This is a genomic window from Rathayibacter sp. AY1F6 (assembly GCF_002932035.1).
In the GTDB taxonomy this organism is placed as follows: Bacteria; Actinomycetota; Actinomycetes; order Actinomycetales; family Microbacteriaceae; genus Rathayibacter.
This window is the reverse complement of sequence record NZ_PSVD01000013.1, coordinates 13,360-36,184: the sequence shown is the minus strand read 5'-3', so window position 1 is coordinate 36,184 and position 22,825 is coordinate 13,360. Positions and strand designations below refer to the sequence as shown.

Genomic DNA, 22,825 nt, shown 5'->3' with positions numbered 1-22,825 from the left:
GTCCCCGCGCAGCACTGAGCCCCGCCGCTCCGCGACAGCACCTCATCGCGTTCCGACGCCGTCTCCCGACCGGGAGGCGGCGTTCTCGCGTCTCCGGGGGCTGCTGCCGCTCCTCGGGGAGCGCCCCCCGCCGCGGCTCCCGGGGGTCGACCATCGGCTCGCCCCGCACACGACGACGGGCCCCCGACCGGAGTCGAGGGCCCGTCGTGCGCGCGGTGCGGCTACTTCGCGGCGGTGCGGCGGCGCAGGCGCGCGACCGTCATGCCCAGACCGAGCAGCAGAGCGGCGATCCCGGCGGCGAACGCGGGGGTCGCGTCCACTCCGGTCTCGGCGAGGTGGTGCGAGCCGGCGACCGGAGCAGTGGTCGGCGTCGGCGCGGGGCCCGTGGTGGGCGGCGTGGTCGGCGCGGGCGTCGGCTCCGTGGTCGGTCCGGGAGTCGGGGTGCCCGCTCCGGCGCCGGCCGCGACGGCGAAGCCGACGCTGATCTCGGTGCCGGTGGTGTCGAGCACGAACGTCGCGGTGTGCGCGCCGCCCGCCAGACTCTCGTCGATCGGGACCGAGAACGAGGCGCGACCGGTCGAGTCGTCGGTGACGGCCCGGGTCGGGTCGATCGTCGCGGTGCCGACGACGGTGCCGTCGACGCTCGCGGTCACGGTGGTGTCGGCCGCGGCTCCGGTGCTGAACAGGAGCGAGGAGAGGTCGACGGTCATCGTGTCGCCGACCGCGTACTCGCCCGAGTCCGGGACGTTGTCGGTCAGGCCGATCGTGCGCTGCACGGGGTCGGGGCTGACGGTGCCGAGGTCCTGGATGTAGCCGACGAAGGCGTCCAGGTCGATGCGGCCGGAGTCGGCCGTGCCGGTGCCCTCGGTGAAGGTGCTGAAGCCGTCGCCGCCGCTCGCGAGGAAGCTGCTGGTCACGACGGTGAAGGTCGCGGCCGGGTCGATCGGCTCGTTCTGGAAGAACACCTGCGAGATGCGCGAGCCCTCGGGCGCCGTGGCGTCGAAGACGTAGGTGAGGTCCTTCGAGGTGGAGAGGTTCAGCTGCGGGTGGCTGGAGCTGCCCACCCACTGCTCCTCGAGCAGGTCGGAGATCTGCTCGCCGGTCAGCTGCAGGGTCACCAGGGTGTTCGCGAAGGGCTGGGCGTCGGAGGCCTCGGCGTAGGTGACCACGCCGTCCGCGTCGCCGGGCTGGTCCGGAGTCGCGGTGAAGGAGAGGTCGTCGCGCAGGCCGCCCGCGTTCGAGAAGGCGATCTGCGTGCCGAGCTCACGGGTGGCCCAGAGCTGGGCGTCCGAGACGAGGTTGCCGAGGGTCGACTCCGAGCCGCGGTTGGTCGTGGTGCCGTCCGGGCGGTAGGCGCGCGAGATGTCCTCGGTGATGGTGCCGACCTTCACGCTGCCCTCGCGGACGGCGACGGCCTGGGCGTCGGCGACGATGGTCTCGACCTCGGGGTCGGGCTCGAAGGCGCCGACGACGATCGTCTTGGCCGGGTCGTCGGAGGTCGGGTCGTCGACGACCTTCGTCAGCGGCACGACCTCGCTGGTGAGCGAGGTGAGCTGCTTGGTCGCCGGGTCGACGGTCAGGGACATGCGGCCGATGTTCTCGGCGTAGCTGCCGGTCTGCGACACGACGGTCGGGAAGGCCCGGCCCGCGTCGATGCCCGCGTCGTACTCCTGGTGGCTGTGGCCCGAGACGATCGCGTCGACGTTCGGGGCGACCGCGTTGACGATCGCGCCGAACTTGGGGTCCGCCTCCGGAGTGTTCAGCTCGGCCGCGTCGGCGTCGGCTCCCTCGTGCAGGAGCAGGACGACCACGTCGGCCTCGTCGTTGGCGGCGTCGCCGTCCTGGAGCTGCGCGGCGACCTCGTTGACGTTCTCGGCGATCGGCTCGATGGAGAGCGTCGAGATCGTGGCGGGGCTGACGAGCTTGCCGAGGTCCTCGGTGATCGCGCCGATGAAGGCGACGGAGACGCCGTCCTGCTCGGTGATCACGTACGGGGAGTAGGCGCGCTCGCCGGTCGCGGTGTCGTAGAGGTTCGCGTTCACGTAGGGGAACGCCGAGGCGTCCACGACGCGGCCGTCGACGTCGGCGCGGCCCTGGTCGAACTCGTGGTTGCCCAGGGTGCTGACGTCGAGGCCCATCGCGTTGAGCGAGTCGAGCGTGGGGATGTCGCCCTGCACCTTCGACACGAAGGTCGAGGCGCCGATGTTGTCGCCGGCCGAGACGAACAGCGTGTTCGGGTTGGCGGCGCGGTAGGAGTCGACGGCACCGGCGAGCACGGCGGCTCCGGCGACGGCGCGGTCGGCGGCGAGCCGCCCGTGGAAGTCGTTGATCGAGAGGATGTCGATGGCGACATCGCCCTCGGCCGCCGCGGCGGGCGTGGCGCCGAGGAGGGCCGCTCCGGCGACGGCGCCGACGGCGGTCGCGGAGAGGAGTCGGGTGAGGCCGCGTCGGCCCGGGGAAGTACTGCGCATCGTGAAGGGGACTCCAAGCATCGAGCGGTGGATCCGGAGAGGATTCGTGCCGCGTGAGGGGGTTATTCCCAGACAACCCGACGGCGGAGCCCAGGTCAAACGTTCTGACGACGGCTCGCCGCCGCGTTTACGAGAAGTTAACTCGCCGACGCTCAGCCGACGCGCAGGATGGGGAGGAACGGCGTGAGGTCCGCGCGCACTCCGGAGGCGTGGATCCGCCCGCTCGCGAGACCCTCGCTCCACGGCAGCGAGCCGGTCGCGAGCGGCAGCCAGGTCGCCGCGTCCATCTCGATCACGTTCGGCGGAGTCCCGCGGGTGTGGCCCGGGCCCTCGACGCACTGGGCCGCGCCGAACGGCGGAACGCGCACCTCGACGCTGCGCCCGGGGACGTTCGTCTCGATGATCTGCAGGAGGAACCGCACCGCCGTCGCCGTCGTGTTCCGGTCCGCTCCTCCGGCGAGCGCCGCCCGCACCGCGGACTGCCCGCTCGCCTCGTCGATCCTGCCCTTGGCCATCCACCCATCCTGCCGCCGCCGCTCGCTCCCGGAGGCCTCCGCGGGGCTCCGCCCGGCGTGTCGGCGTCCGCAGCGCCGCCCTGCGGAGGAGGACGTCACAGGGACCAGCCCCGGCGCGGGGCGCCCTATCCTGTCAAGGTGAAGATCCTCGTCCTCGGTTCGGGTGCCCGTGAGCACGCCATCATCACGGCTCTCCTCGCGGAGGAGGAGCACCACGAGATCATCGCGGCGCCCGGCAACGCCGGCATCGCGCGCGACGTCGAGGTCATCCACTTCGACACGAACAGCCCCCGGCTGGTCAGCGACTTCGCGGTGGAGCAGGGCATCGAGCTCGTCGTCATCGGCCCCGAGGCGCCCCTGGTCGCCGGAGTCGCCGACGCGCTCCGCAAGCGCCGCATCCCCACCTTCGGCCCCGACCGGGCCGCCGCCGCACTCGAGGGCTCGAAGACCTTCGCGAAGCGCGTGATGGACATGGCCCGCGTGCCCACCGGCCGCGCGACCCGCGTCTCCACCCTGGTCGACGCCACCCGCGCCATCGACGAGTACGGACTCCCCTCGGTCGTCAAGGCCGACGGCCTCGCCGCGGGCAAGGGCGTCCTGGTGACGGAGTCGCGCAGCGCCGCGATCGCGCACGCCGAGTTCTGGCTGCAGTCCGGCGACGTCCTCATCGAGGAGTTCCTCGCCGGCCAGGAGGTCTCCCTCTTCCTCCTCTCCGACGGCCACGACGTCGTCCCCCTCTCCCCCGCGCAGGACTTCAAGCGCCTGAGCGACGGCGACGAGGGGCCGAACACCGGCGGCATGGGCGCCTACTCCCCGCTCCCCTGGCTCGCCGACCGCTGGGAGAGCGAGCGCGCCTTCGTCGACGAGGTGATCGACACGGTCGCCATCCCGACCATCCGGCAGCTCGAGCGCGAGCGCACCCCCTTCGTCGGACTCCTCTACTGCGGCCTCATCGTGACCGACGCGGGCCTGCGCGTGATCGAGTTCAACGCCCGCTTCGGAGACCCCGAGACCCAGGTCGTCCTCCCCCGCCTCGCCTCCCCGCTGTCCGCGCTGCTGCACGCGGCGGCCACCGGCGCGCTCGCCTCCGTCCCGTGGCCCGCGTTCACGGACGAGGTCGCCGTCACCGTCGTCCTCGCGAGCGAGGGCTACCCCGAGAACGCCGTCACCGGACGGACCATCACCGGACTCGACGCGGCGGCGGACGTCCCCGGCGTCACCATCGCCCACGCGGCGACCCAGCTGGTCGACGGGAGCTTCGTCGCCACCGGCGGCCGCGTGCTCAACGTCGTCGCACGCGGTGCCGACTTCGCCGAGGCGCGGGAGCGGGCGTACCGCGCGCTCGACCTGATCCACCTCGACGGCGGGCTGTATCGGAGCGACATCGCGGCGAAGGTCGCGAAGTAGAGCGACCTCAGCGTGATGTCGGCCACGCCGCTCCCCGCGCGGCGTGGCGCGGTCGACTCAGAGACCGGCCGGGTACTCGGAGAGCGGGGCGCGGTCGGCGCGTCCAGAACGCTCGGCACGCGTTCCGGTCGACGCCTCGAGGGTGGCCGGGGTGGGGTGGATCCGCGCTCGGACTCGGACCTCCGCGACACGGGCTCGCGGCGGAGGTCGGTCGCCTCGCGGGGGCGGGTCAGGCCAGGGTGCGGAGGGCCTCGGCGAGGTGGGGGTGCGCGAAGGTGAAGCCGGCGTCCTCGAGGCGGGCGGGCACGACCCAGCGGGACTTGAGCAGGAGCTCGGACTCGGTGCGGAGCAGGAGCGTCGCGGGCTCGAGGACGAAGCGCGGAGCCGGCACGCCGATCCGGCGGCCGACGGCGGCGCGGAGCAGCCGGGAGAGCTCGGTGTTGTCGCTCGGATTCGGCGACGCGAGGTTCACCGGCCCGTCGAGGGTCGACTCCTCGAGGAAGCGGATCGACCGGTGGACGTCCTCCACGTGGATCCAGCTGAAGTGCTGACGGCCGCAGGTGCGCCGGTGCTCGTGGTGCACACCGGCCTCGCGGCGCGCGCGCGTCGAGGGCCACGGCCCGTCGAACTGCGGACCGCCGAGGCCGAGCCGCGCCAGCCGCAGCAGGATCGCCGTCGCCGGACCGTCTCCGAGCACGATGGACATCCGCAGCGCCACGCGCCGCACGCCGGGCGTCTCCCCGGCGAAGAACTCCGACTCCCACGCCCGCGCCACGTCGACCGAGAAGCCCTCGCCGAGCACGCCCTCGTCCTCGGTGTTCGCCCGCTCCTCCTCGTGCCGGTAGATCGTGGCCGTGCTCGCGTTCATCCAGACCGGCGGAGGAGTCGCGGCCGCCGCGACCGCCCGGTGCAGCTCCGCGGTGGTCGCCACGCGCGAGCGGAGGATCTCGGCGCGGTTCGCCGCGGTGTACCGGCAGTCGACGCTCTTGCCGGCCAGGTTCACCAGGAGGCGCGCACCGTCGAGCACGCGGGTGATGCCGACGGTGTCGCCCCAGCGCGCGTCCGGCCCGGAGCGGCCGATCCTCCGCACCGTCCAGCCGTCGGCGGTGAAGCGGCGGGCGAGGTCCGTCCCGAGGAATCCGCTCGCACCGGCGAGGACGACGACGGGGTCAGCGGTGCTGCTCATCGCCCCATCGTGCCGCACGGCGCCGGAGTCACGGGGAGGACTCGTCGCAGGCGCGCTGCCGGGACGCGGAGTGGGTGGAGGCGGGCCTCGATCAGCCGCCGAGCGACCCCGCATCGCGGAGGAGACGCGCCGCGGCGAGCGCCCCGGCCAGCCGCTCGGCGAACCCCGGCGGCACCTCGGCGGGCAGCGCGTCGACCGGCCACCAGGCCACGTCGTCGCTCTCGTCGCTGACGGTCACGGGAGCGTCCGGATCGGCGATCGCACCGTAGCCCACGTCCCAGTGGCGGGAGCAGCGGCCGAAGCCGTCGCCGAGCGCGTGCCGGTCGAGGTCGAGGGGCAGGACGCCGAGCGGCTGCAGTCGTGCCGCTCCGCTCTCCTCCTGCGCCTCGCGGAGGGCCGCGTCGGCCGTGGAGTCGTCACCGGGCTCGACATGACCGCCGAGCTGCACCCAGAACCGGCCCTTGCGGTGGAAGCAGAGCAGCACCTGCGCCAGATTCGGCGAGAGCACGAAGCAGCTCGCCGTGACGTGCTCGGGGCCGCCGTCGCGCTCGAGCGCCGACTCGCCGCGCTGCTCGAGGAACGCCAGGTACTCGTCCCGCAGGTCCGCGAGCGCGCCCGCGTCCCACTCCCGCAGCTCGCCCGCCAGCCGCGTCCCTCGCTCCCCCGTCACGCGAAGGACCCTACCTCCCCTCCGGGAGCTGCCCCTCCGGTGCGCTGCACGGCGTGCGTGGCGTACCGGAGCGGCGTCTCGCGGAGAGAGGAGGGACGGGAGCGTCAGACGGAGAGGCCGGAGAGGCCCTCGCGGTCGACGCGGCGGTGGAAGCGCATGCCGGCGAGACCGCCGAGCACGGCGCCGACCAGCGCGACGACCAGGGCGGCGAGCGCCGTCACGACCGCCGCGGCCGTGGCGTCGCCGGCGTCCAGGGGGATCGTCGGGAAGCCGCTCACCGCGGAGAGCGCCTGGCTGCCGCCGGTGATCGCCGAGACGATGCCCACGACGATCGCGACGACGACCGCCCAGGCCCACACTCCGACGCCCTGCTTCGCTCCGCTGAAGCGGGCCATGCGGCCTGCCACGTAGCCGCCGCAGTAGTAGGCGACGAGGAGGATGACCAGCAGGGCGATCGCGCCCGCCCAGCCGAACGCGGCGGGGTCGGCCGCGAGGTCGCCGGTGACGTCCTGGGTGCCGATGACGGCGGCCCCGATCGCGGTGACGAGGGCGGTCAGGAGGACGGCGAGTCCGGTGGCGGCGAGCCAGCCGAAGAAGGCGCAGCCGATCTTGAAGCCGCCGAAGCGGTCGCGCTCGCGCTGGTGGATGTCCTTGCGCGCGGCCGCACGGGCCTGCTTCGCCTCGGCGGAGTCGGGGTCGACGGGCGCGCGGTGCTCGGGGACCGAGTGCGCGGAGTCGGAGCGGTCCGTCGAGGCGGAGCGGTCCGTCGAAGCGGAGCGGTCCGAGGAGGCGGAACGGTCCGGAGTCGCGGAGCGGTCCGTCGCCGCAGCCGCTCCCGTATCCCCCGCGGAGTCGATGCGCGCCGTGCCGCCCGCTGCCGAGCCCTCTGCCCGTCGCGGCAGTCCGCCGTCAGCCGGATCCCTGTCTGTCGTGCTCATGTCGAACCTCCTGGCCGAGCGCCCCGAAGAAGGGCGACACGCTCAGTCAAGACCCAGGGAGCCCTCGGTGTCGCGGGCTTGACGACACGACGGAGCGGTCCGGGCGTCAACCCCCTGCGCCCCCTCCCTCCCACCCGCTTGCATGGAGGGACCGACCGACGACACGAGAGGGAGAGTCATGACTCCGGAATCCCCCGAGCAGACACCGCCCGGCACCGAGGCCGAGCTGACGCCGAAGGCCGACCACGGCGAGACCACCTACCGCGGCACCGGCCGCCTCAGCGGCAAGGTCGCCCTCATCACGGGCGGCGACAGCGGCATCGGCAAGGCCGTCGCGATCGCGTTCGCGCGCGAGGGCGCCGACGTCGCGATCTCGTACCTCGACGAGCACGACGACGCCGAGGACACCGCCAAGTGGGTCCGGGAGGCCGGCCGCGAGGCGCTGCTCCTCCCCGGCGACCTGCAGGACCCGGCGCACTGCCGCGCCGTCGTCACCGAGACCGTCGAGCGCTTCGGCCACCTCGAGGTGCTCGTCAGCAACGCCGCCTTCCAGATGAGCCGCGAGAGCGTCACCGACATCCCGGACGAGGAGTGGGACCGCACGATCGCGACGAACATCAGCGCCTACTTCCACCTCGTGAAGTCGGCGCTGCCCCACCTGAAGGAGGGCGCATCGATCATCGCGACGAGCTCGGTGCAGTCCGACCAGCCGTCGTACCAGCTGCTCCCCTACGCCGCCACGAAGTCGGCGATCCTCAGCCTCACCGCCTCGTTCGCGCAGGCGCTCGGCGAGAAGGGCATCCGCGCCAATTCCGTCGCGCCCGGCCCGATCTGGACGCCGCTGATCCCCTCGACCATGCCGGAGGAGGCCGTCGCCGAGTTCGGCGAGCAGGTCCCGCTGGGCCGCCCCGGGCAGCCGGCCGAGGTGGCCCCCGCCTACGTCCTCCTCGCCTCCGACGAGGCGAGCTACATCAGCGGGTCGACGATCGCCGTCACCGGCGGGAAGCCGATCCTCTGATCACGCTCCAGGGCACCGCTCACCCGCAGGATTCCGCGATAGGTTCCTGCGGGTGAGTGTCCACATCCGCAGCATCGAGACGGCGGTGCCGACCACGGTCCTGCGCCAGTCCGAGGTGCGCGACCTCTTCGCGTCCCAGCCCGCGATGACCCGGCTCGGGTCCCGCCTGATCGGCGCGGCCTTCGACGCGTCCGGGATCGACACCCGCAGCACGGTGGTCGACGAGCTCGACCGGGTCGAGCGGGAGGGTGCGAGCGTCTTCTACGACGCGGGGAGCGGCCTGGTGCTCGACCCGGGGACGGCCGCGCGCAACGCCGTCTACACCGAGCGCGCTCCCGAGCTCTTCACGGAGGCGGCCCGCCGCGCCCTCGCGTCCGCGTCGATGACCCCCGAGGACGTCACCCACGTGGTGACGGTCTCCTGCACCGGCTTCTACGCCCCGGGGCCCGACTACCAGCTGGTCCGCCGCCTCGGCCTCGCGCCCTCGACGCAGCGCTTCCACCTCGGCTTCATGGGCTGCTACGGCGCCTTCCCCGGCCTGCGCGCCGCCCGCCAGTTCTGCGAGGCCGACCCGGAGGCGGTCGTCCTCGTCGTCGCGGTCGAGCTGTGCACCATCCACCTCACGAGCTCCAACGACCCGGAGCAGATCGTCGCGACCTCCGTCTTCGCCGACGGCGGTGCGGCGGCCGTCGTCACCGCCCGCGAGGCCGCGCCCGGCACCCCGGTGCTCGAGCTCGACGCGCTCGCCACGACGCTCACCGACGAGGGCGAGACCGAGATGGCGTGGACGATCGGCGACCACGGCTTCTCGATGCGGCTGAGCACCTACGTGCCCTCGATCATCGGAGCGAACATCGAGGCGGCCGTCGCCCCGCTGCTGGCCGGCGCCGAGGTCGAGCGGAGCGACGTGCAGCGCTGGGCGATCCACCCCGGCGGCCGCAGCATCCTCGACAAGGTGCAGGCCTCGCTCGCCCTCAGCGACGAGCAGCTGGCCCCGTCGCGCGAGGTGCTGCGGACCAACGGCAACATGTCGAGCGCGACCGTCCTCTTCATCCTGCGGCGCCTGTTGCACGGCGAGGCGGCCGACGGCGAGCGGATCGGCGCGATGGCGTTCGGCCCCGGCCTCACCGTCGAGCTCGCGCTGCTCACCAAGCGGGGCGGGGAGTGACTCCGCGAGCCCCTCTCGCGCCGGACCTGCGCCACCGCGAGGTCTCCGAGCAGGAGCTGATGGACGACCCGGACTGCGACCGCACCCTGCTCGACGCCACCTACGCCCGCTTCGGCACCGTGAACCGGCTGGTCTCGGGGTGGCGTGGCCTCTACCGCTCGCGCCTGCGTCCGCTGCTGCGGCCCGACGAGCCGTTCCGCCTGCTCGACATCGGCTCCGGAGGCGGCGACGTCGCCCGCTCCCTCGCCGGCTGGGCCCGCGAGGACGGCCTCCGCCTGGCGATCACCGCCGTCGATCCGGACGAGCGCGCCTCCGCCTTCGCCACGTCGACGCCCGCGCCGCCCGGAGTCGAGTTCCGCCGCGCGAGCAGCGCCGACCTGGTCGCCGAGGGCGAGCACTTCGACCTGGTGACCTCCAACCACGTGCTGCACCACCTGTCGCCGGACTCACTCGCCGACCTGCTCGCCGACAGCGAGCGCCTGGCCCCGCGCGCCCTCCACAATGACATCGAGCGCTCGCGGCTGGCCTACACGGCCTACCTGCTGGCCACGCGACCGATCGCGGCCGGCTCGTTCCTCCACTACGACGGGTCGCTGTCGGTGCGGCGCAGCTTCACCGCCGCCGAGCTGCGGGCTGTGGCGCCCGAGGGGTGGCGGGTCGAGCGCGCGGCGCCCTACCGGCTGCTGCTCGCGCGGGGCGAGGTGTGAGGACGCGGCGGAGGGCGAGCGCTTCCGGTCCGCTCTGGCTGCGCGCCGCCGCTGTCAGCTACTCCGCCAACTGCGCCCTCGGCACCGCCGTCGCCACCGGCGCTCTCCGCACGGGCCGCTGGCACTGGATCCATCACGCGCTCTACATCTGCACGTCGACGCTCACCGCTCTGGCCTGGGCGACGCTGCGGCGGTCGGACACCCGCGCCGCGTCCGCGCTGGCTCCCGCCGCCGTCCCCCTGGCGGTGATCCCCTTCGCGGGGACGCACGGACGCCGGCACCCGGCGATCGCGCTGGCGGCGGCTCCGTTCGTGCTCGCCGCTCTCGGGCGGACGCGGCGGCCGGCGCGGCGCCGAGGCGTGCTCCAGCGTCTGAGGGCCGGGTCGGCCCTGCGCTGACGCGCCCCGGCTTCTAGCGCGGGGGCTCGACGTCGCGGTCGGGGTCGGAGCGGTACGAGCGCAGCGCCTGCCAGCCGGCGATCGCGAGGATCAGCGCGCCGCAGAGCATCGTCAGCAGGTTCGGCACCGAGAAGCCGCTGCCCACGACCGAGTTGATGCCCGCGCCGAGCACGAACACACCTCCGAGGAGGTAGAAGATGACCCTCGTCTTCACCGTTCCACCGCTTCCCTCGAGCCTGCACAGGACCCTCGATGCTACCGCGCGCGCCCCGGGCCGCCGCCGCTCCCCCCTCTGCGCGATCGATCGGGGCAGGATCGAGGCATGGAGTTCCTCGATGTCGTCCGGCGCCGGAAGACCACCAACGGCGCGTTCCTGCCCGACCCCGTCTCCGAGGAGCACCAGCGGCTCCTGCTGGAGGTGGCCGGCCGGGCGCCCTCGCAGCTCAACAGCCAGCCGTGGCGGTTCGTGCTCGTCGAGGAGCGCGAGACGATCGACCGGATCGCCGCGATCAGCGGCGAGAGCATGACCACCGCGATGTCGAACGGCACGTTCTTCGAGCGCTACAAGCCCTACTTCCGCTTCAGCAGCGAGGAGATGGAGCAGCGGCGCGACGGGATGCTGTTCGACAAGCTGCCGGCTCCGCTCCGCCCCTTCACGAAGCAGGTCTTCACGAAGCGCGGGCAGTTCCTGATGAACTCCCTCCGCGTCCCGCAGACGCTCGGCGAGGAGAACCGCCGGCTCGTCGCGGGATCGCCGCTGCTGCTCGGGGTGATGCTCGACCGCTCCGAGTACCGGCCGGGCGAGCTCTCCTCCTTCTACTCGGTGTTCAGCATGGGCGCCGCGATGGAGAACGTCTGGCTGAGCACGGTCGAGCTGGGGATGGGGATCCAGTTCGTGTCGTTCCCGATGGAGGTGCCGGGAGCCTGGGCGCGGATCGAGTCGCTGCTCGCCGTGCCCGACGAGCTGGAGCTGATGGCGGTGTACCGGCTCGGCTACCTGCCTCCGGAGCAGCGGCGGCCGGCGATCGACTGGTCCTCCCACCAGCGGAAGCTGCCGTCGCAGTACGTTTTCCGCGGCACCTGTGCGACTCCGCAGGAGGGGTGGGACGCGCCGGCCGGGCCGTGACGGGATCCTGAGCGGCGCGACCGGCAGCCGGAGGTGCCCGCGCTCGCTCCCGGGCCGGCCCCGGCCGACGGGAGATCCGCGACGGAGCATCGACTCCGCCGTCACGCGTCGGCTAACGTGGCGCCCAGCACGCCCGGCAGTGTTACGTCCCGTCCGCGGGACTGTCAATGGGGGTCCGGCGTGTCTCCCGCCCGATTCCCCGCACCGGGGTCCGAGCGGATACCGTCCCCCGAGGAGCCGTCCGCCAGGGCCGGCCCGATGAACGAAGGGGGCCCGTGGCCACGCTCATCTACGGACCGCAGAACCTCGAGATCGAATTCGAGGAGCGCGTCCTCGCGCACCTGAAGGTCGCCGTCCTCTCGAAGCTGCGCCGCAACGAAGCCTTCTCGCTCTCGTGGATGGAGGACGCCTCCACCGGACACGGCCGGAGCTCCGTCTGGCTGCACCCGTCGGTGCCGCTGCACTTCCGCTTCACCGAGGCGCACCAGCCCAAGCTCAACCGCGCGTGGATCGAGCAGATGCTCAGCGTCGCCAGCATGCACGGCGAGCTCTCGGTCCTGCCGGAGCCCGAGGAGCAGCGCCAGGGCTCCTGAGCTCCGCCGCTCCTGGGGCCCCGCTGCCCCCTGATCGCGCGGCCGTCAACCCCGTCCCCTCTGCGGGGGACGCGAAGTACCGTCGAGAAGACGTCCCCGGAACCATCGGCGGACGTCGACGGACGGAGACGACCATGACGGACACCGCGCGAGCGACCGGCCTGCCCACCCTCACCCCGGTGCGGACCCTCCGCAAGGAGCAGCCGATCGAGCCGCGCCGCGTGCCGGACTCCGTCTCCGTCGGCTCCCAGCCGGTCATCGGCTGCCGGATCGACGTGAGCGGCCGCTCCTTCGTCGTCGAGCTCGACATGGCCGGCATCTTCCTGCGCCAGGTGCGACGGAGCCTGCGCGAGGGCGAGGGCGGCCTCGTGCTGCTGCGCCACGTCGACGGGATCGAGATGATCCCGTTCTCGCGCGCGACGCCGTTCGACGTCTCGGACATCGTCTGCCCCGAGGGCGTCGAGCCCGCGGACGCCCGCTCTGCCCTGGGGCTCCGCGACCGCTGATCCGCGACGGGTGGCGTGCTCCGCCCCGCGCCCGCCCCTGAGCGGGATCAGTTGGGGAGCGACGCCTCGATCAGGTCGACGATCCGCGGGTCGTCGGGCTCGACCGTCGGGCGGAACCGGTGGACCGTGCCGTCGGCCGTGATCAGGAACTTCTCGAAGTTCCACTTCACCCGGCCGGCCTTGCCGTTCTCGTCCTCGGCCTTGGTGAGCTCCGCGTAGAGCGGGTGCGCCGAGCGGCCGTTGACGCGGACCTTCTCGAACATCGGGAAGGTGACCCCCCAGGTCGTCGAGCAGTACGCCTTGATCTTGTCCTCGTCGCTCAGCTCCTGGAGGAACTGGTTGCTCGGGAAGCCGAGGACCGTGAATCCGCGCTCCCCGTAGCTCTTCTGCAGGGCCTCGAGCTTCTCGTACTGCGGGGCGAGGCCGCAGCGGGAGGCGACGTTGACGATCAGCCGCACGGGCGGGTAGTCGGCGAGGGTCGACGTGGTGCCGTCGATCGTGGTGAGGGGGATGTCGGCGATCGTGTCGGGCACGGAGGGCTCCTTCGGACGTGGTGCGTCGACGCTACTCCCCGCCGCCGAGGGAACCCCGAGTCGTGGAGGCGGCTCGCTGCGGGTTCCCGCGACGGTCCGGGGTTCCCTCGGCGCGCACCTGCCTCCACCATGGGGGGATGGCCGCCTCGCAGCAGATCGTCTCGGTCGGCGGGCGGAGGCTGCGGCTGACGAACCTCGACAAGGTCGTCTACCCGGAGACGGGCTTCACCAAGGCCGACGTGCTCTCCTACTACGCCTCCGTCGCCTCCGCGATGCTGCCCCATCTCGCGCGCCGCCCGGTCACCCGGAAGCGCTGGGTCGACGGAGTGGGCACCGCCGAGCATCCGGGCGAGGTCTTCTTCGAGAAGAACCTCCCCTCCTCCGCCCCCTACTGGCTGAGCCGGACCCGGCTCGCGCACTCGTCGCGCGACGTCGAGTACCCGCTGGTCGACGACGTCGCCGGGCTCACCTGGCTGGCGCAGCAGGCGGCGCTCGAGCTGCACGTCCCGCAGTGGCGGGTGGGCTCCGACGGCGAGCGCCGTCCGCCCGACCGCCTCGTGCTCGACCTCGACCCGGGCGAGGGGGCGGGCCTCGCCGAGTGCGCCGAGGTCGCGTTCCTCGCCCGCGACCTGCTGGAGGGGATGGGGCTGGCTCCGCTGCCGGTGACCAGTGGGAGCAAGGGGATCCACCTCTACTGCCCGCTGGACGCCTCCGCCTCCAGCGACCAGATCTCGGCGGTCGCGCACGAGCTGGCGCGCGCGCTCGAGTCGGACCACCGCGACCTCGTCGTCTCGGACATGAAGAAAACCCTGCGCGAGGGCAAGGTCCTCGTCGACTGGAGCCAGAACAGCGCGGCGAAGACGACCATCGCCCCCTACTCCCTCCGCGGGCGCCTCCGGCCGGCCGCCGCCGCGCCCCGCACGTGGGAGGAGCTGGGTGCCGAGGACCTGCGCCACCTGTCGCCCGACGAGGTGGTGGAGCGGCTGCGGAGCGACGGCGACCTCCTCCGCCCGCTGCTCGCCGCCCGGGGTGCCGGGCTCGAGCCGACCCCGGAGCGGATGGCGGGCTTCGCCGCGACGGACGCCTCCTCCGACCGCCTGGCGACCTACCGCAGCATGCGCGACGCGTCGAGGACGCCGGAGCCGGTGCCCGAGGCGGGGTCCGCGGGCTCCTCCTCGGGCGACTCCTTCGTCATCCAGGAGCACCACGCGCGGCGCCTGCACTACGACTTCCGGCTCGAGCACGACGGCGTCCTGGTCAGCTGGGCGGTGCCGAAGGGCCCGCCGCTGGAGGGCGACCCGAACCGGCTCGCGGTGCAGACCGAGGACCACCCCCTCGAGTACGCGACCTTCGAGGGCACGATCCCGGCCGGCGAGTACGGCGGCGGCGAGGTGCGCATCTGGGACGAGGGCACCTACGCGCTCGAGAAGTGGCGCGAGGGGAAGGAGGTGATCGCGGTGCTGACCGGCCGCCCCGACGGCGGGCTCGGCGGCGAGCCCCGTCGCTACGCCCTGCTGCACACGGGCTCGAGGGAGGGCGCCGAGAAGAACTGGCTCCTGCACCTGATGGCGCCGGGTCCCGCTCACGGGCACGGGACGCAGCGACGGGGCCGGGCGGCCGCGTCCGCCGCGTCGCCCGCTCCCCGCAGCGCACCCTCCGCAGACCGCCCGGCCGAGGACTCCGCTCCGCGCCGCCACCGCCCCATGCTCGCCACGGCCGGACGCCGCGGCGACGTGGACCCCGGGGCCGCGATCGAGATGAAGTGGGACGGCTACCGCGCTCTCGTGCGGGTGCAGGGCGGCACCGCGACCCTCACGAGCCGCAACGGCAACGACCTGACCGCGGCGTTCCCCGACCTGCTCGCCCCGCTCGCCGAGGCCGCCGCCGACGCCGTGCTCGACGGCGAGATCGTCGCCCTCGACGCTCGCGGGCGCCCCGACTTCGGCGCCCTGCAGACCCGCGGCGGGCTGACGAAGCCGCGCGAGATCGAGGCGGCCGCCCGGTCCACTCCGGTGCACCTGATGGTCTTCGACCTGCTCGAGCGCGCAGGAGAGGACCTGACCGGGAGCGATTACGACACCCGTCGCTCGGCACTGGTCGAGCTCGTCGCCGAGAACGAGCGCGTGCACGTCCCGTCCGTGTTCGACGGCGACCTGGAGGAGGCGATGGCCACCAGCCGCACCCTCGGCCTCGAGGGCGTGGTCGCCAAGCGCCGCGACTCGCGCTACCAGGAGGGCAGCCGCTCGCGCGACTGGATCAAGCTCACCCACCACCGGCTGCAGGAGGTCGTGATCGTGGGCTGGCGCGAGGGCGAGGGCGGCCTCCAGGGGTCGGTCGGGGCGCTGCTGACCGCGATCCCCGGCGAGGACGGGCTCGCGTACTCCGGCCGTGTGGGCACCGGCTTCAGCGACCGCGAGCGCCGCGGCCTGGTCGACCGCCTGGCCGAGCACGCCACCGAGGAGCCCGCCGTCTCCGTCCCTCCGCTCGAGTCGCGCGGCGTGCACTGGGTGTCGCCCGTCCTGGTCGGCGAGGTCCGCTACCGCGAGCGCACCGCCTCCGGCACCCTCCGCCAGCCGGTCTGGCGCGGCTGGCGCGCCGACAAGGCCGCCGAGGACGTCCGCGTGGAGGAGCCGGGCAGCTGACCCTCCGGTCTTCCTACGGAGAGGCCCGGGAACGCGGCTCGCGCCGCCGATCCGCTGCGCCCCCGGGCACCTCAGTCCAGGCGCACCCCGCGCAGCAGGAGGAGGGTCGCGCCGACCGCGGCACCGGTGCCGATGAGGACACCGCCCGCTCCGGCCGCTGCCGCGAGGACGCCGAGGAGGCTGGGCAGGGCGATCAGCCCGAGGCGGTTCCCGGCCAGGCGCAGCGCGAGGGCGCGGCCGTGGCGGTCGGCGGGGGTGCGCTCGATCAGCCACGACATCGTGATGGGCTGGCCGATCCCGAGGCCCAGGCCGAGGGCGGCGACCGCGACGAAGAGGAGCACGGTCGGCGCGGGCAGGGCGACCAGCACCAGGCAGAGCGCCGAGATCAGGATGCCGCCCACCATCACCCGGGTGCGCCCGAGCCGGGCGGTGGCCGCGCCGAGGAGGAGCCGCGAGGCCATCGACGCGAGCGCGCGCACGGTGAGCAGGGCCCCGACGACGCCGGCCGGGAGCCCGCGCTCGGCGCCGAGGGCGGGGAGGTAGACGACGGTCAGGTCGACGGCGGCGACGACGGTCGCGCTGGTCAGCAGGGCGCGCGCGAGGCCCGGCACCCGGAGGAGACCGAGCGTCGAGCCCGGAGCCGCAGCCCCCTCCGCCGCGGGTCCGCGCGGGGACGGGCTGCGGATCCCCGCCGTCGAGACCAGCAGCAGCACCGCGAGGATCCCGCCCACGAGGAACAGCGGCGCCGGGTCGGGCCGCACCGAGCCGCCCGCGAGCACCGGGATGAACGCGGGCCCGATCGCCTGCCCGAGCGACGCGGCGAACGTGTAGTAGCCGAAGCGGCTGTCGAGCCGCGTCCCTCCGGTGCCGCCCGCGACGACGGTCTGCTGCCCGACCACGCAGCCCAGGTGCCCCGCGCCGAGCAGGGCGATGCCGAGGAGCAGCCCCGCGACGCTCCCGCCCGCCAGGAGCAGCACCGCGGCCGCTCCCACCGCGACGAGCGAGCCGACGGCCATCACGGCCCGGGCGCCGACCCGGTCGACCAGCCCGCCCACCGGCAGCGCGATCAGCAGCGGCACCAGCGCGAACGAGGCGCCGAGCGCCCCGAGCGCCCAGGCCGGCACGTCGAGCCGGATCGCCTGGTAGACGGCGGCCGGCCGGAGCAGGAACGCGACGGCCTGGATGAGCACGGCGTGCGCGAGCAGGGACGGAGTCGCCAGGCGGTTCCGCACGCGCGCTCCTTCCCGCGGCGCTCGGCCGAGCACCCGCTCCCCCATCCTCCTCCCGGTGCCGCCGCCGAGTCGCCCGGAAGGGATCGTCCTGCCCCCTCGAGAACGGGCCTTCTCGTGCGACTCAGCCCTGCGGCGGCGGCGAGGGGAGCGCGTGCGCGGGCAGGGTGCCGAGGCGGTGCCGGCCGCGGAGGAGGAACCAGGCCAGGCCGATCCCGACGACCGCGGCGATCACGACGACCGCGCTCCAGCGCAGCTCCTCCCCGTAGACCTCGACGCGCGGCCACGCGAGGTCGACCGTCATCGCCGCGCCCCAGAGCACCGCGACGACGTTCACCGGCAGGCCCGCGCGGCCGAGCGAGAAGCGCCCGGGCGCGGCTGCGGGCCACCGGCCGCGGTGCCGGGCGATCAGCAGCGGCACCGTCACCAGCAGGTAGGCGAGGTAGATCAGGATGACCGCCACGCTCGTCACGGCCGTGAAGATCGCCGGCGTCCCGATGTTCACGACCAGGATCAGCACCGCGAGCACCCCGACGACCAGCGCCGGCGCCACCGGTGTCCCGCGCCGCGGGTCGACGCGGGCGAGCACGCGGCTGCCAGGCAGGGCGTTGTCGCGGGCCATCGCGAAGATCAGTCGGATGGCCGCCGTGTGCACCGCCAGCGCGCACACCGTGATCGCGACGACCACGCAGAGCAGGAGGACCGATCCGAGGGGGCCGCCGAGCACCTGCAGCACGATCCGCTGCAGCCCGCCCGACGCCTGCCCGAGCGCCGGGTCGGCGAGGTCGGGCGCCGAGAGGATCCCCAGCAGCAGGATGAGGCCGCCGAGGACGAAGGAGGCGGTCACCGCCCGCAGGATCGCCGTCGGCGCGGTCCGGCGCGGGTCGACCGTCTCCTCGCCGAGCGAGCCCGCGGTGTCGAACCCGTACATGACGTACGCCGACGCGATCGCGGCGATGAGGAACGCGCCGGCGTACCCGCCCGGCGTACTCCCGCCGTAGCCGCTGGTGTCGAGGAGCACGGTCGGCGGATGCACCACGTTCACCGCGAGCACCGCCACCAGCAGCACCGCCGCGACGAGCTCGATCAGCACGCCGACGCTGTTGATCCGGGCCATCAGCCGCACGCCGCGCGCGTTGACCGCGGTGGTGAACGCGATCAGCAGCGCTCCCCAGACCACCGCGCTCACCCCCGCGGAGCCGCCGAGCTGGAACCCGCTCCAGATCTGCGGGAGCGTCGCCTGGTACGCCAGCACGACGGCCGCGAGCGTGACCACGGACGCGGTGGCCATCAGCCAGCCCGCCAGCCAGCTCACCGTCGGCCCGGCGAGGCGCTTGCTCCAGTTGTAGACGGAGCCGGCGACCGGGTAGCGGGCGGCGAGCTCGGCGAAGCACAGCGCGACCATGAGCTGCCCGGTGAACACGATCGGCCAGGACCACCAGTAGGCGGGACCGCCGAGCGCGAAGCCGAAGGAGAAGAGCTGGAACGTGCCGGTCAGGATCGAGATGTAGCTCACGCCCGCGGCGAAGCTGCCGAAGCGGCCGATGCCGCGGGTGAGGGAGGGGCGGTACCCGAACTCAGCGGTCCCGTCGTCGACGTCCTCGGTGGTGCTCATCGGGCTCCCCCTCGCGGGCGCGCTCGTCGCACCGAGGTCAGGATGCCAGCCGCCGCCCGGCCGCACGACTCCCCCGTCCCGGGCGTCCGCCGGCGGGTGCTCAGCGCTCGCCCCGCTCCCGGTGCACAGGACTCGGGCGGCCCCCGCGGACGAGAGCGGCGTCAGCCGTGCGCCGCGAGCCGGGTGCGCTGGGGCACCAGGAGCTCGAGCAGCTCCTCGACCCCGTCGACCCGCTGCGGCTCGACCGGGTGCCCGGGTCCGCACGGCTTGTAGGCGGGCGGATCCACGTTCAGGACGTGCCCGACGGGCCGCCCCTTCTCCCAGACCGTGAGGAGGAAGGCGCCGTCCCGCTCGTCGGGGGCGCCGATCTCGAAGACCCGGCCGCGCACGATGGCGCACTGCGGCTCCTTGCGCGCGAGGCGCACCCAGAAGGGATGGTCTCCGGTCATGGTGTCCGTCCTCCCCGGCCGACCCGCGGCCGTGCCCGTAGCGGTCGACCGGTGATCGTGTCGTCGGCGACCCGCAGGGCCACGGTACGTCCGCCTCCCCTCAGCCGATCAGGGGGTTCACTGCGGAGCCTCGCAGTGGTAGCGGACGCCGGTCGCGCCCCGGTCCGGGTCCGGGTCCGGGTCCGCACCACGGGGAACCACTCACTGCTCGTAGGAGTCCTCGTAGTCGGCACCACTGGTCAGCTCGCCGTCGCCGGGCTGCACCGGATGCTCGCCGGTGAGCGCGTCGATACGAGCGCGCAGCCGCGCCACCTCCGCCGCGTTGTCCGGTTCGGGCAGGTCGCTCGGCGTGGTCTCGACGATGAGGGCGGCCGCGGCGTTCACGAGGAAGGTGGCGTCGACCGTCCCGCCGTCGGCGCCGATCCCCGTGTACTCGACGGTGTCGGCCGCGCCCTTCGAGGCGAGGGCGACGGCGTACTCGACGAGTGCGTCGGCCGCCTCGTCCCCCACCAGGATCGTCTTGTCGGCGAAGAGGATGTGCTTCATGCCGCCCATGCTCGGCAGCGCCGGCTGCGTGGAGGGAGGAGGTTGACAGAGGACCGCCGCTGACGGAAGACCTGGACAGATCGAGCAGAGAATGGCAGACCCGGGTTGTCTGATCCGTCCGGTCTGCGGAAGGGTGGAGGCAACGGCGGGCGTCTGCCTGCCGGAGATCAGGGGCTGGAGACGCCGATGGGGAAGCTGCACTACGACGGGACCGTCGAGATCGACTTCGAGGACCGCGTGCTCGCGCACCTGCAGATCGTCATCACCGCGAAGCTGCGCCGCAACGAGTCGTTCCTGCTCAGCTGGCGCGACGACCACAGCATGGGCGACGGCCGCAGCGCGATCTGGATCCACCCCTCCCACGCGCTCCGCTACAAGTACTTCGGCGGCCGGATGCCCCGCATCAACCCCGCCTGGATCTCCGCGCTCACCGACCTCGCGAACTCCGCGGGCGGGCTGTACGTGATCTCGGAGCCCGCCGAACCGGTGCGTCCTCCGGCGAAGGGCGATCAGCTGTGAAGCGCATCGACCTGATCTACAACGGCACCGCCTACACGGTCAACAACAGGAGCCTCGAGGAGTTCCGCGCCGAGGTCGAGGCCGCCCTCGCCTCCCCGACCCCGCAGTGGCTGACCGTCAACTACGGCGAGGGACGCGCGAATCCGGCGCTCCTCCTCATCACGCCGTACACCCCGCTGTCGATCATCACGAACGACTTCGACGAGCTCAACGCAGAGCACGAGTAGCGGCGGACCTCGGGGAGGTCAACCACGTCGTCCGGTCGATCCGCGCCCCGTACCGTCGTGCAGGACCTCGTCGACGTCGTGCGCGGACCCCGCACGGCGACACCCGATCGACACCGCCCGCGCCCCGGCGCGCAGAACAACGGCCGCGGACACCCGGCCAGGAGCCGTGATGACAGATCCCGCCTTCGCCGTCCTCGACGACCTCATCGCCGCCCTCGAGCGTCCCGGCTCGATCGACCCCGGCCTGAGCCGCTCCGTCGCCGTGCAGGCCGCCGTCCTCCGCCTCCCGTCGCCCCGCACCGCGCACCGTCCGCGCCCGACGAGCCGCTTCACGGGCCGTCGGCTTTTGCGCCCGGGCAGCGCAGCCAGGCGGGCTCCCGCGCGTCACCGCGTCGTGGTCCCCGCCGGTCCGGCGGAGCGTCGCTCCGAGCGGAGCCGACGGCTAAAATGGGCGCGGTGACCGACTCCGACGCTCTCTGCGACCCGTATCTGCGCGGGTATCCGATCGACGGCGTCGCGATCTCCACGCTCGGCAGCCCCTTCGGCGGCGAGACCGTCGCCGCGAGCGACAGCACCGCGAGCCGGCTGGACGAGATCCAGATCGACCTCGGCGAGGGCCCGTGCTGGGAGGCGATCCGCGCTGCCGGCCCCGTCTCGGTGCCGGACACCGGCGCGGAGGAGCGCTGGCCGCTCTTCACCGAGGCGATCGGCCCCACGGCGGTGCGCGCGGTCTTCGCCTTCCCGCTCTCGATCGCGGGGCTCTCGATCGGCGCGGTCGACCTCTACTCCCGCCGCCCCACGTCGCTCAGCGACTCCCTCCTCGGCCGGATCAGCGCCTCGACCACCGCGACGGCGCTGCTGGTGCTGGCCGCGGTGCTGCGCGACAACGAGGTCGAGGAGAGCACGAATCCGCGCTCGCGACGCGTGGTGCACCAGGCGACCGGCATGATCATCGCGCGCTACGGCAGCACGGCCGAGGAGGCGCAGCTGCTGCTGCGCGCCCACGCCTTCGCCCAGCAGCGCTCCGTCGTCGATGTCGCCTCCGGCATCGTGGCCCGGCACGACGGGTTCCCCGACCGCCCTCTCACCGCCCAGGACGACACATGGTGACGAACTCCCGCGAGCGCAGCGTCATCCAGACGTTCGTCGCCCTCTCCGACACACTGGTCGACGACTACGACGTCGTCGACTTCACCCAGACCCTCGTGGAGAGCAGCGCGACCCTCTTCGACGCCGTCTCGGCGGGGCTCGTCCTCGCCGACTCCACTGGCTCCCTCGAGGTGCTCGCCTCCACGGACGAGGACACCCGGCTGATCGAGCTGCTCCAGCTCGACAGCGGGTCGGGCCCGTGCATCCAGTGCTTCGAGACCGGGCGGCCGGTGATCGTCGAGGACGCCCGCGCCGTGGGCGAGGAGTGGGCGGAGTTCCGGACGCTGGCGGTAGAGCTCGACGTGCTCTCGGCGCACTGCGTGCCGATGCGCTCGGCGGGGACGACGATCGGCTCCCTCAACCTCTTCCAGGCCCGGCCGGGGCGGCTCGATCCGGACGACATCGCGGTCGTGCAGGCGTTCGCCGACGTCGCGACGATCGGGATCCTGCACCAGCGCGCGCTCCAGCAGAGCACGGTCACTCAGGAGCAGCTGCAGCACGCCCTCGACAGCCGGGTGCTGATCGAGCAGGCGAAGGGGATCCTCGCCTACGCCCACCGCACCACGGTCGAGCAGGCCTTCGAGGTGCTGCGGGTCCGCGCGCGAGCGACGTCGACCCCGATCACGACGCTCGCCCAGGAGATCATCCGCGACTACCGGCGCTGACGCTCCGCGCGCGCGGAGCAGGAGCGGGGCGGATCCGCGCCGGCGGCGCCGCGGCTCAGAGCTCAGTACTCGTTCTCGAGCTCCCACGTCGCGCGGGGGTCGACGTCCGAGGCGGGCACCGGTCCGCCCGCACTGTCGAGCGCGTCGAGGCGCTCGAGGATCTCGGTGCTCGACTCCGCCGCTGCGCTACCGGCCCCTGCGACCACCAGGGGGACGCCGAGCCCGACGGTGAGCGTCACGACGGAGGAGGGGGCCGAGTCGTCGGCGACGCTGACCGTGCTCATCCGGTGCCGCTGCGCGAGCGCGAGCGAGTAGCGGAGGACGGCGTCGGCGGTCGCGTCGTCGAGGGAGAGGGAGCCACCGGTGTGGAAGAGCGTCGTCATGGTCAAGTCCTCGCAGGGCAGGCGGATGGGCATGGTTCCGTCACCGGGGGCCAGGATGCGGTGCGCTCACGCTACGCCCTGGGCGCTCGGGGGTGCAGGTCTTGCGCCGAAGCGCTCCCCTGTCGCATGGTTCGCTCTCGCCGCCGGAGCAATTCCCCCATGGCT

26 protein-coding genes are annotated in these 22,825 nt (G+C 73.5%); 14 read left to right on the top strand and 12 right to left on the bottom strand.

The genetic code is table 11. The features are described from left to right. Positions 1-221 precede the first annotated feature (221 nt). Both C5C44_RS11465 and C5C44_RS11460 read right to left on the bottom strand, forming a co-directional pair. A complete protein-coding gene (locus C5C44_RS11465) occupies positions 222-2,492 on the bottom strand; it encodes a bifunctional UDP-sugar hydrolase/5'-nucleotidase (RefSeq protein ID WP_104335885.1) in 2,271 nt (756 codons plus the stop codon). Positions 2,493-2,623: 131 nt separating this feature from the next. Beyond that, entirely contained in the window at positions 2,624-2,986 is a 363-nt protein-coding gene (locus C5C44_RS11460) for a sterol carrier family protein (protein WP_104223770.1), read from the bottom strand. A gap of 138 nt (positions 2,987-3,124) precedes the next feature. Between C5C44_RS11460 and purD the strand changes: the two genes are divergently transcribed. Further along, positions 3,125-4,393, top strand: a complete 1,269-nt coding sequence (gene purD, locus C5C44_RS11455; RefSeq protein ID WP_104233829.1) for a phosphoribosylamine--glycine ligase — start codon at positions 3,125-3,127, stop codon at positions 4,391-4,393. A gap of 229 nt (positions 4,394-4,622) precedes the next feature. Here the strand turns inward: purD and C5C44_RS11450 are convergent, their stop codons facing one another. The 3 genes from C5C44_RS11450 to C5C44_RS11440 form a co-directional block, all read right to left on the bottom strand. Continuing rightward, the gene (locus C5C44_RS11450; RefSeq protein ID WP_104335884.1) at positions 4,623-5,579 is read right to left on the bottom strand and encodes an epimerase; all 957 of its coding nucleotides are present in this window, start codon (positions 5,577-5,579) and stop codon (positions 4,623-4,625) included. 91 nt (positions 5,580-5,670) lie between these two features. Continuing rightward, positions 5,671-6,249, bottom strand: coding sequence for an NUDIX hydrolase (locus C5C44_RS11445; RefSeq protein ID WP_258066725.1), 579 nt, complete (start codon positions 6,247-6,249; stop codon positions 5,671-5,673). 104 nt (positions 6,250-6,353) lie between these two features. Continuing rightward, positions 6,354-7,187: a hypothetical protein gene (locus tag C5C44_RS11440; protein ID WP_258066724.1), complete on the bottom strand. Its 834-nt coding sequence runs from the start codon at positions 7,185-7,187 to the stop codon at positions 6,354-6,356. Positions 7,188-7,365: 178 nt separating this feature from the next. On the opposite strand from C5C44_RS11440, the gene C5C44_RS11435 reads away from it, so the two are divergent. From C5C44_RS11435 to C5C44_RS11420, 4 genes are read left to right on the top strand one after another with little or no spacing between them, the layout of a single operon-like run. Then, positions 7,366-8,205, top strand: a complete 840-nt coding sequence (locus tag C5C44_RS11435; protein ID WP_104233826.1) for an SDR family oxidoreductase — start codon at positions 7,366-7,368, stop codon at positions 8,203-8,205. A gap of 52 nt (positions 8,206-8,257) precedes the next feature. Beyond that, a complete protein-coding gene (locus C5C44_RS11430) occupies positions 8,258-9,373 on the top strand; it encodes a type III polyketide synthase (RefSeq protein WP_104250783.1) in 1,116 nt (371 codons plus the stop codon). Next, positions 9,370-10,080: a class I SAM-dependent methyltransferase gene (locus C5C44_RS11425; RefSeq protein WP_258059460.1), complete on the top strand. Its 711-nt coding sequence runs from the start codon at positions 9,370-9,372 to the stop codon at positions 10,078-10,080. Before C5C44_RS11430 ends, C5C44_RS11425 begins: the two co-directional genes overlap by 4 nt. After that, positions 10,077-10,478 carry a hypothetical protein gene (locus tag C5C44_RS11420; RefSeq protein ID WP_104288445.1) on the top strand — a complete coding sequence of 134 codons (402 nt, stop codon included), beginning with the start codon at positions 10,077-10,079 and terminating at the stop codon, positions 10,476-10,478. The genes C5C44_RS11425 and C5C44_RS11420 overlap by 4 nt, the downstream gene beginning before the upstream one ends. A gap of 13 nt (positions 10,479-10,491) precedes the next feature. Here C5C44_RS11420 and C5C44_RS11415 read toward each other — a convergent pair whose 3' ends face one another. Then, positions 10,492-10,692 (bottom strand): hypothetical protein, encoded by a 201-nt coding sequence (locus C5C44_RS11415; protein ID WP_104223776.1) that lies wholly within the window; start codon positions 10,690-10,692, stop codon positions 10,492-10,494. 108 nt (positions 10,693-10,800) lie between these two features. On the opposite strand from C5C44_RS11415, the gene C5C44_RS11410 reads away from it, so the two are divergent. The 3 genes from C5C44_RS11410 (at position 10,801) to C5C44_RS11400 (ending at position 12,703) form a co-directional block, all read left to right on the top strand. Next, positions 10,801-11,604, top strand: a complete 804-nt coding sequence (locus C5C44_RS11410) for a nitroreductase family protein (protein WP_104335883.1) — start codon at positions 10,801-10,803, stop codon at positions 11,602-11,604. Positions 11,605-11,879: 275 nt separating this feature from the next. Beyond that, on the top strand, positions 11,880-12,197 hold the full coding sequence (locus tag C5C44_RS11405; RefSeq protein WP_244229547.1) for a hypothetical protein: 318 nt from the start codon (positions 11,880-11,882) through the stop codon (positions 12,195-12,197). Between the two features lie 134 nt (positions 12,198-12,331). Further along, on the top strand, positions 12,332-12,703 hold the full coding sequence (locus tag C5C44_RS11400; RefSeq protein WP_104223778.1) for a hypothetical protein: 372 nt from the start codon (positions 12,332-12,334) through the stop codon (positions 12,701-12,703). Between the two features lie 47 nt (positions 12,704-12,750). Here C5C44_RS11400 and C5C44_RS11395 read toward each other — a convergent pair whose 3' ends face one another. Then, the gene (locus tag C5C44_RS11395) at positions 12,751-13,236 is read right to left on the bottom strand and encodes a glutathione peroxidase (RefSeq protein WP_258059459.1); all 486 of its coding nucleotides are present in this window, start codon (positions 13,234-13,236) and stop codon (positions 12,751-12,753) included. 137 nt (positions 13,237-13,373) lie between these two features. On the opposite strand from C5C44_RS11395, the gene C5C44_RS11390 reads away from it, so the two are divergent. Continuing rightward, positions 13,374-15,878: an ATP-dependent DNA ligase gene (locus tag C5C44_RS11390; protein WP_104335882.1), complete on the top strand. Its 2,505-nt coding sequence runs from the start codon at positions 13,374-13,376 to the stop codon at positions 15,876-15,878. A 71-nt stretch (positions 15,879-15,949) separates the two neighbouring features. Here the strand turns inward: C5C44_RS11390 and C5C44_RS11385 are convergent, their stop codons facing one another. The 4 genes from C5C44_RS11385 to C5C44_RS11370 form a co-directional block, all read right to left on the bottom strand. After that, complete coding sequence (locus C5C44_RS11385) at positions 15,950-17,110, bottom strand: MFS transporter (protein WP_159940156.1); 1,161 nt, start codon at positions 17,108-17,110, stop codon at positions 15,950-15,952. 121 nt (positions 17,111-17,231) lie between these two features. Then, positions 17,232-18,722, bottom strand: a complete 1,491-nt coding sequence (locus tag C5C44_RS11380; RefSeq protein WP_104250779.1) for an APC family permease — start codon at positions 18,720-18,722, stop codon at positions 17,232-17,234. Between the two features lie 161 nt (positions 18,723-18,883). Further along, positions 18,884-19,171: a hypothetical protein gene (locus C5C44_RS11375; protein ID WP_104223782.1), complete on the bottom strand. Its 288-nt coding sequence runs from the start codon at positions 19,169-19,171 to the stop codon at positions 18,884-18,886. Positions 19,172-19,372: 201 nt separating this feature from the next. Further along, positions 19,373-19,717, bottom strand: a complete 345-nt coding sequence (locus tag C5C44_RS11370) for a hypothetical protein (protein WP_104260837.1) — start codon at positions 19,715-19,717, stop codon at positions 19,373-19,375. A gap of 186 nt (positions 19,718-19,903) precedes the next feature. Between C5C44_RS11370 and C5C44_RS11365 the strand changes: the two genes are divergently transcribed. From C5C44_RS11365 to C5C44_RS11345, 5 genes are all read left to right on the top strand, one after another. After that, positions 19,904-20,236 (top strand): ATP-dependent DNA ligase, encoded by a 333-nt coding sequence (locus C5C44_RS11365; RefSeq protein WP_104223784.1) that lies wholly within the window; start codon positions 19,904-19,906, stop codon positions 20,234-20,236. Then, a complete protein-coding gene (locus tag C5C44_RS11360; RefSeq protein WP_104226801.1) occupies positions 20,233-20,463 on the top strand; it encodes a hypothetical protein in 231 nt (76 codons plus the stop codon). The genes C5C44_RS11365 and C5C44_RS11360 overlap by 4 nt, the downstream gene beginning before the upstream one ends. A 169-nt stretch (positions 20,464-20,632) precedes the next feature. Beyond that, on the top strand, positions 20,633-20,923 hold the full coding sequence (locus C5C44_RS11355; RefSeq protein ID WP_104324314.1) for a hypothetical protein: 291 nt from the start codon (positions 20,633-20,635) through the stop codon (positions 20,921-20,923). Then, positions 20,920-21,573 carry a GAF and ANTAR domain-containing protein gene (locus tag C5C44_RS11350; protein WP_104351715.1) on the top strand — a complete coding sequence of 218 codons (654 nt, stop codon included), beginning with the start codon at positions 20,920-20,922 and terminating at the stop codon, positions 21,571-21,573. The genes C5C44_RS11355 and C5C44_RS11350 overlap by 4 nt, the downstream gene beginning before the upstream one ends. After that, positions 21,567-22,277: a GAF and ANTAR domain-containing protein gene (locus C5C44_RS11345; RefSeq protein ID WP_104239019.1), complete on the top strand. Its 711-nt coding sequence runs from the start codon at positions 21,567-21,569 to the stop codon at positions 22,275-22,277. Before C5C44_RS11350 ends, C5C44_RS11345 begins: the two co-directional genes overlap by 7 nt. Positions 22,278-22,339: 62 nt before the next feature. On the opposite strand, the gene C5C44_RS11340 is transcribed toward C5C44_RS11345, so the two are convergent. Beyond that, positions 22,340-22,660, bottom strand: coding sequence for a hypothetical protein (locus C5C44_RS11340; RefSeq protein ID WP_104335880.1), 321 nt, complete (start codon positions 22,658-22,660; stop codon positions 22,340-22,342). Positions 22,661-22,825 lie beyond the last annotated feature (165 nt).

Bases quoted from the DNA above. Each gene is read 5' to 3' on its own strand.
- C5C44_RS11460 (WP_104223770.1), bottom strand. From the start codon at position 2,986: ATGGCCAAGGGCAGGATCGACGAGGCGAGCGGGCAGTCCGCGGTGCGG.
- C5C44_RS11345 (WP_104239019.1), top strand. From the start codon at position 21,567: ATGGTGACGAACTCCCGCGAGCGCAGCGTCATCCAGACGTTCGTCGCC.
- C5C44_RS11450 (WP_104335884.1), bottom strand. From the start codon at position 5,579: ATGAGCAGCACCGCTGACCCCGTCGTCGTCCTCGCCGGTGCGAGCGGA.
- C5C44_RS11375 (WP_104223782.1), bottom strand. From the start codon at position 19,171: ATGACCGGAGACCATCCCTTCTGGGTGCGCCTCGCGCGCAAGGAGCCG.
- C5C44_RS11380 (WP_104250779.1), bottom strand. From the start codon at position 18,722: ATGAGCACCACCGAGGACGTCGACGACGGGACCGCTGAGTTCGGGTAC.
- C5C44_RS11355 (WP_104324314.1), top strand. From the start codon at position 20,633: ATGACAGATCCCGCCTTCGCCGTCCTCGACGACCTCATCGCCGCCCTC.
- C5C44_RS11370 (WP_104260837.1), bottom strand. From the start codon at position 19,717: ATGAAGCACATCCTCTTCGCCGACAAGACGATCCTGGTGGGGGACGAG.
- C5C44_RS11435 (WP_104233826.1), top strand. From the start codon at position 7,366: ATGACTCCGGAATCCCCCGAGCAGACACCGCCCGGCACCGAGGCCGAG.
- C5C44_RS11390 (WP_104335882.1), top strand. From the start codon at position 13,374: ATGGCCGCCTCGCAGCAGATCGTCTCGGTCGGCGGGCGGAGGCTGCGG.
- C5C44_RS11410 (WP_104335883.1), top strand. From the start codon at position 10,801: ATGGAGTTCCTCGATGTCGTCCGGCGCCGGAAGACCACCAACGGCGCG.
- C5C44_RS11465 (WP_104335885.1), bottom strand. From the start codon at position 2,492: ATGCTTGGAGTCCCCTTCACGATGCGCAGTACTTCCCCGGGCCGACGC.
- C5C44_RS11365 (WP_104223784.1), top strand. From the start codon at position 19,904: ATGGGGAAGCTGCACTACGACGGGACCGTCGAGATCGACTTCGAGGAC.
- C5C44_RS11440 (WP_258066724.1), bottom strand. From the start codon at position 7,187: ATGAGCACGACAGACAGGGATCCGGCTGACGGCGGACTGCCGCGACGG.
- C5C44_RS11400 (WP_104223778.1), top strand. From the start codon at position 12,332: ATGACGGACACCGCGCGAGCGACCGGCCTGCCCACCCTCACCCCGGTG.
- C5C44_RS11340 (WP_104335880.1), bottom strand. From the start codon at position 22,660: ATGACGACGCTCTTCCACACCGGTGGCTCCCTCTCCCTCGACGACGCG.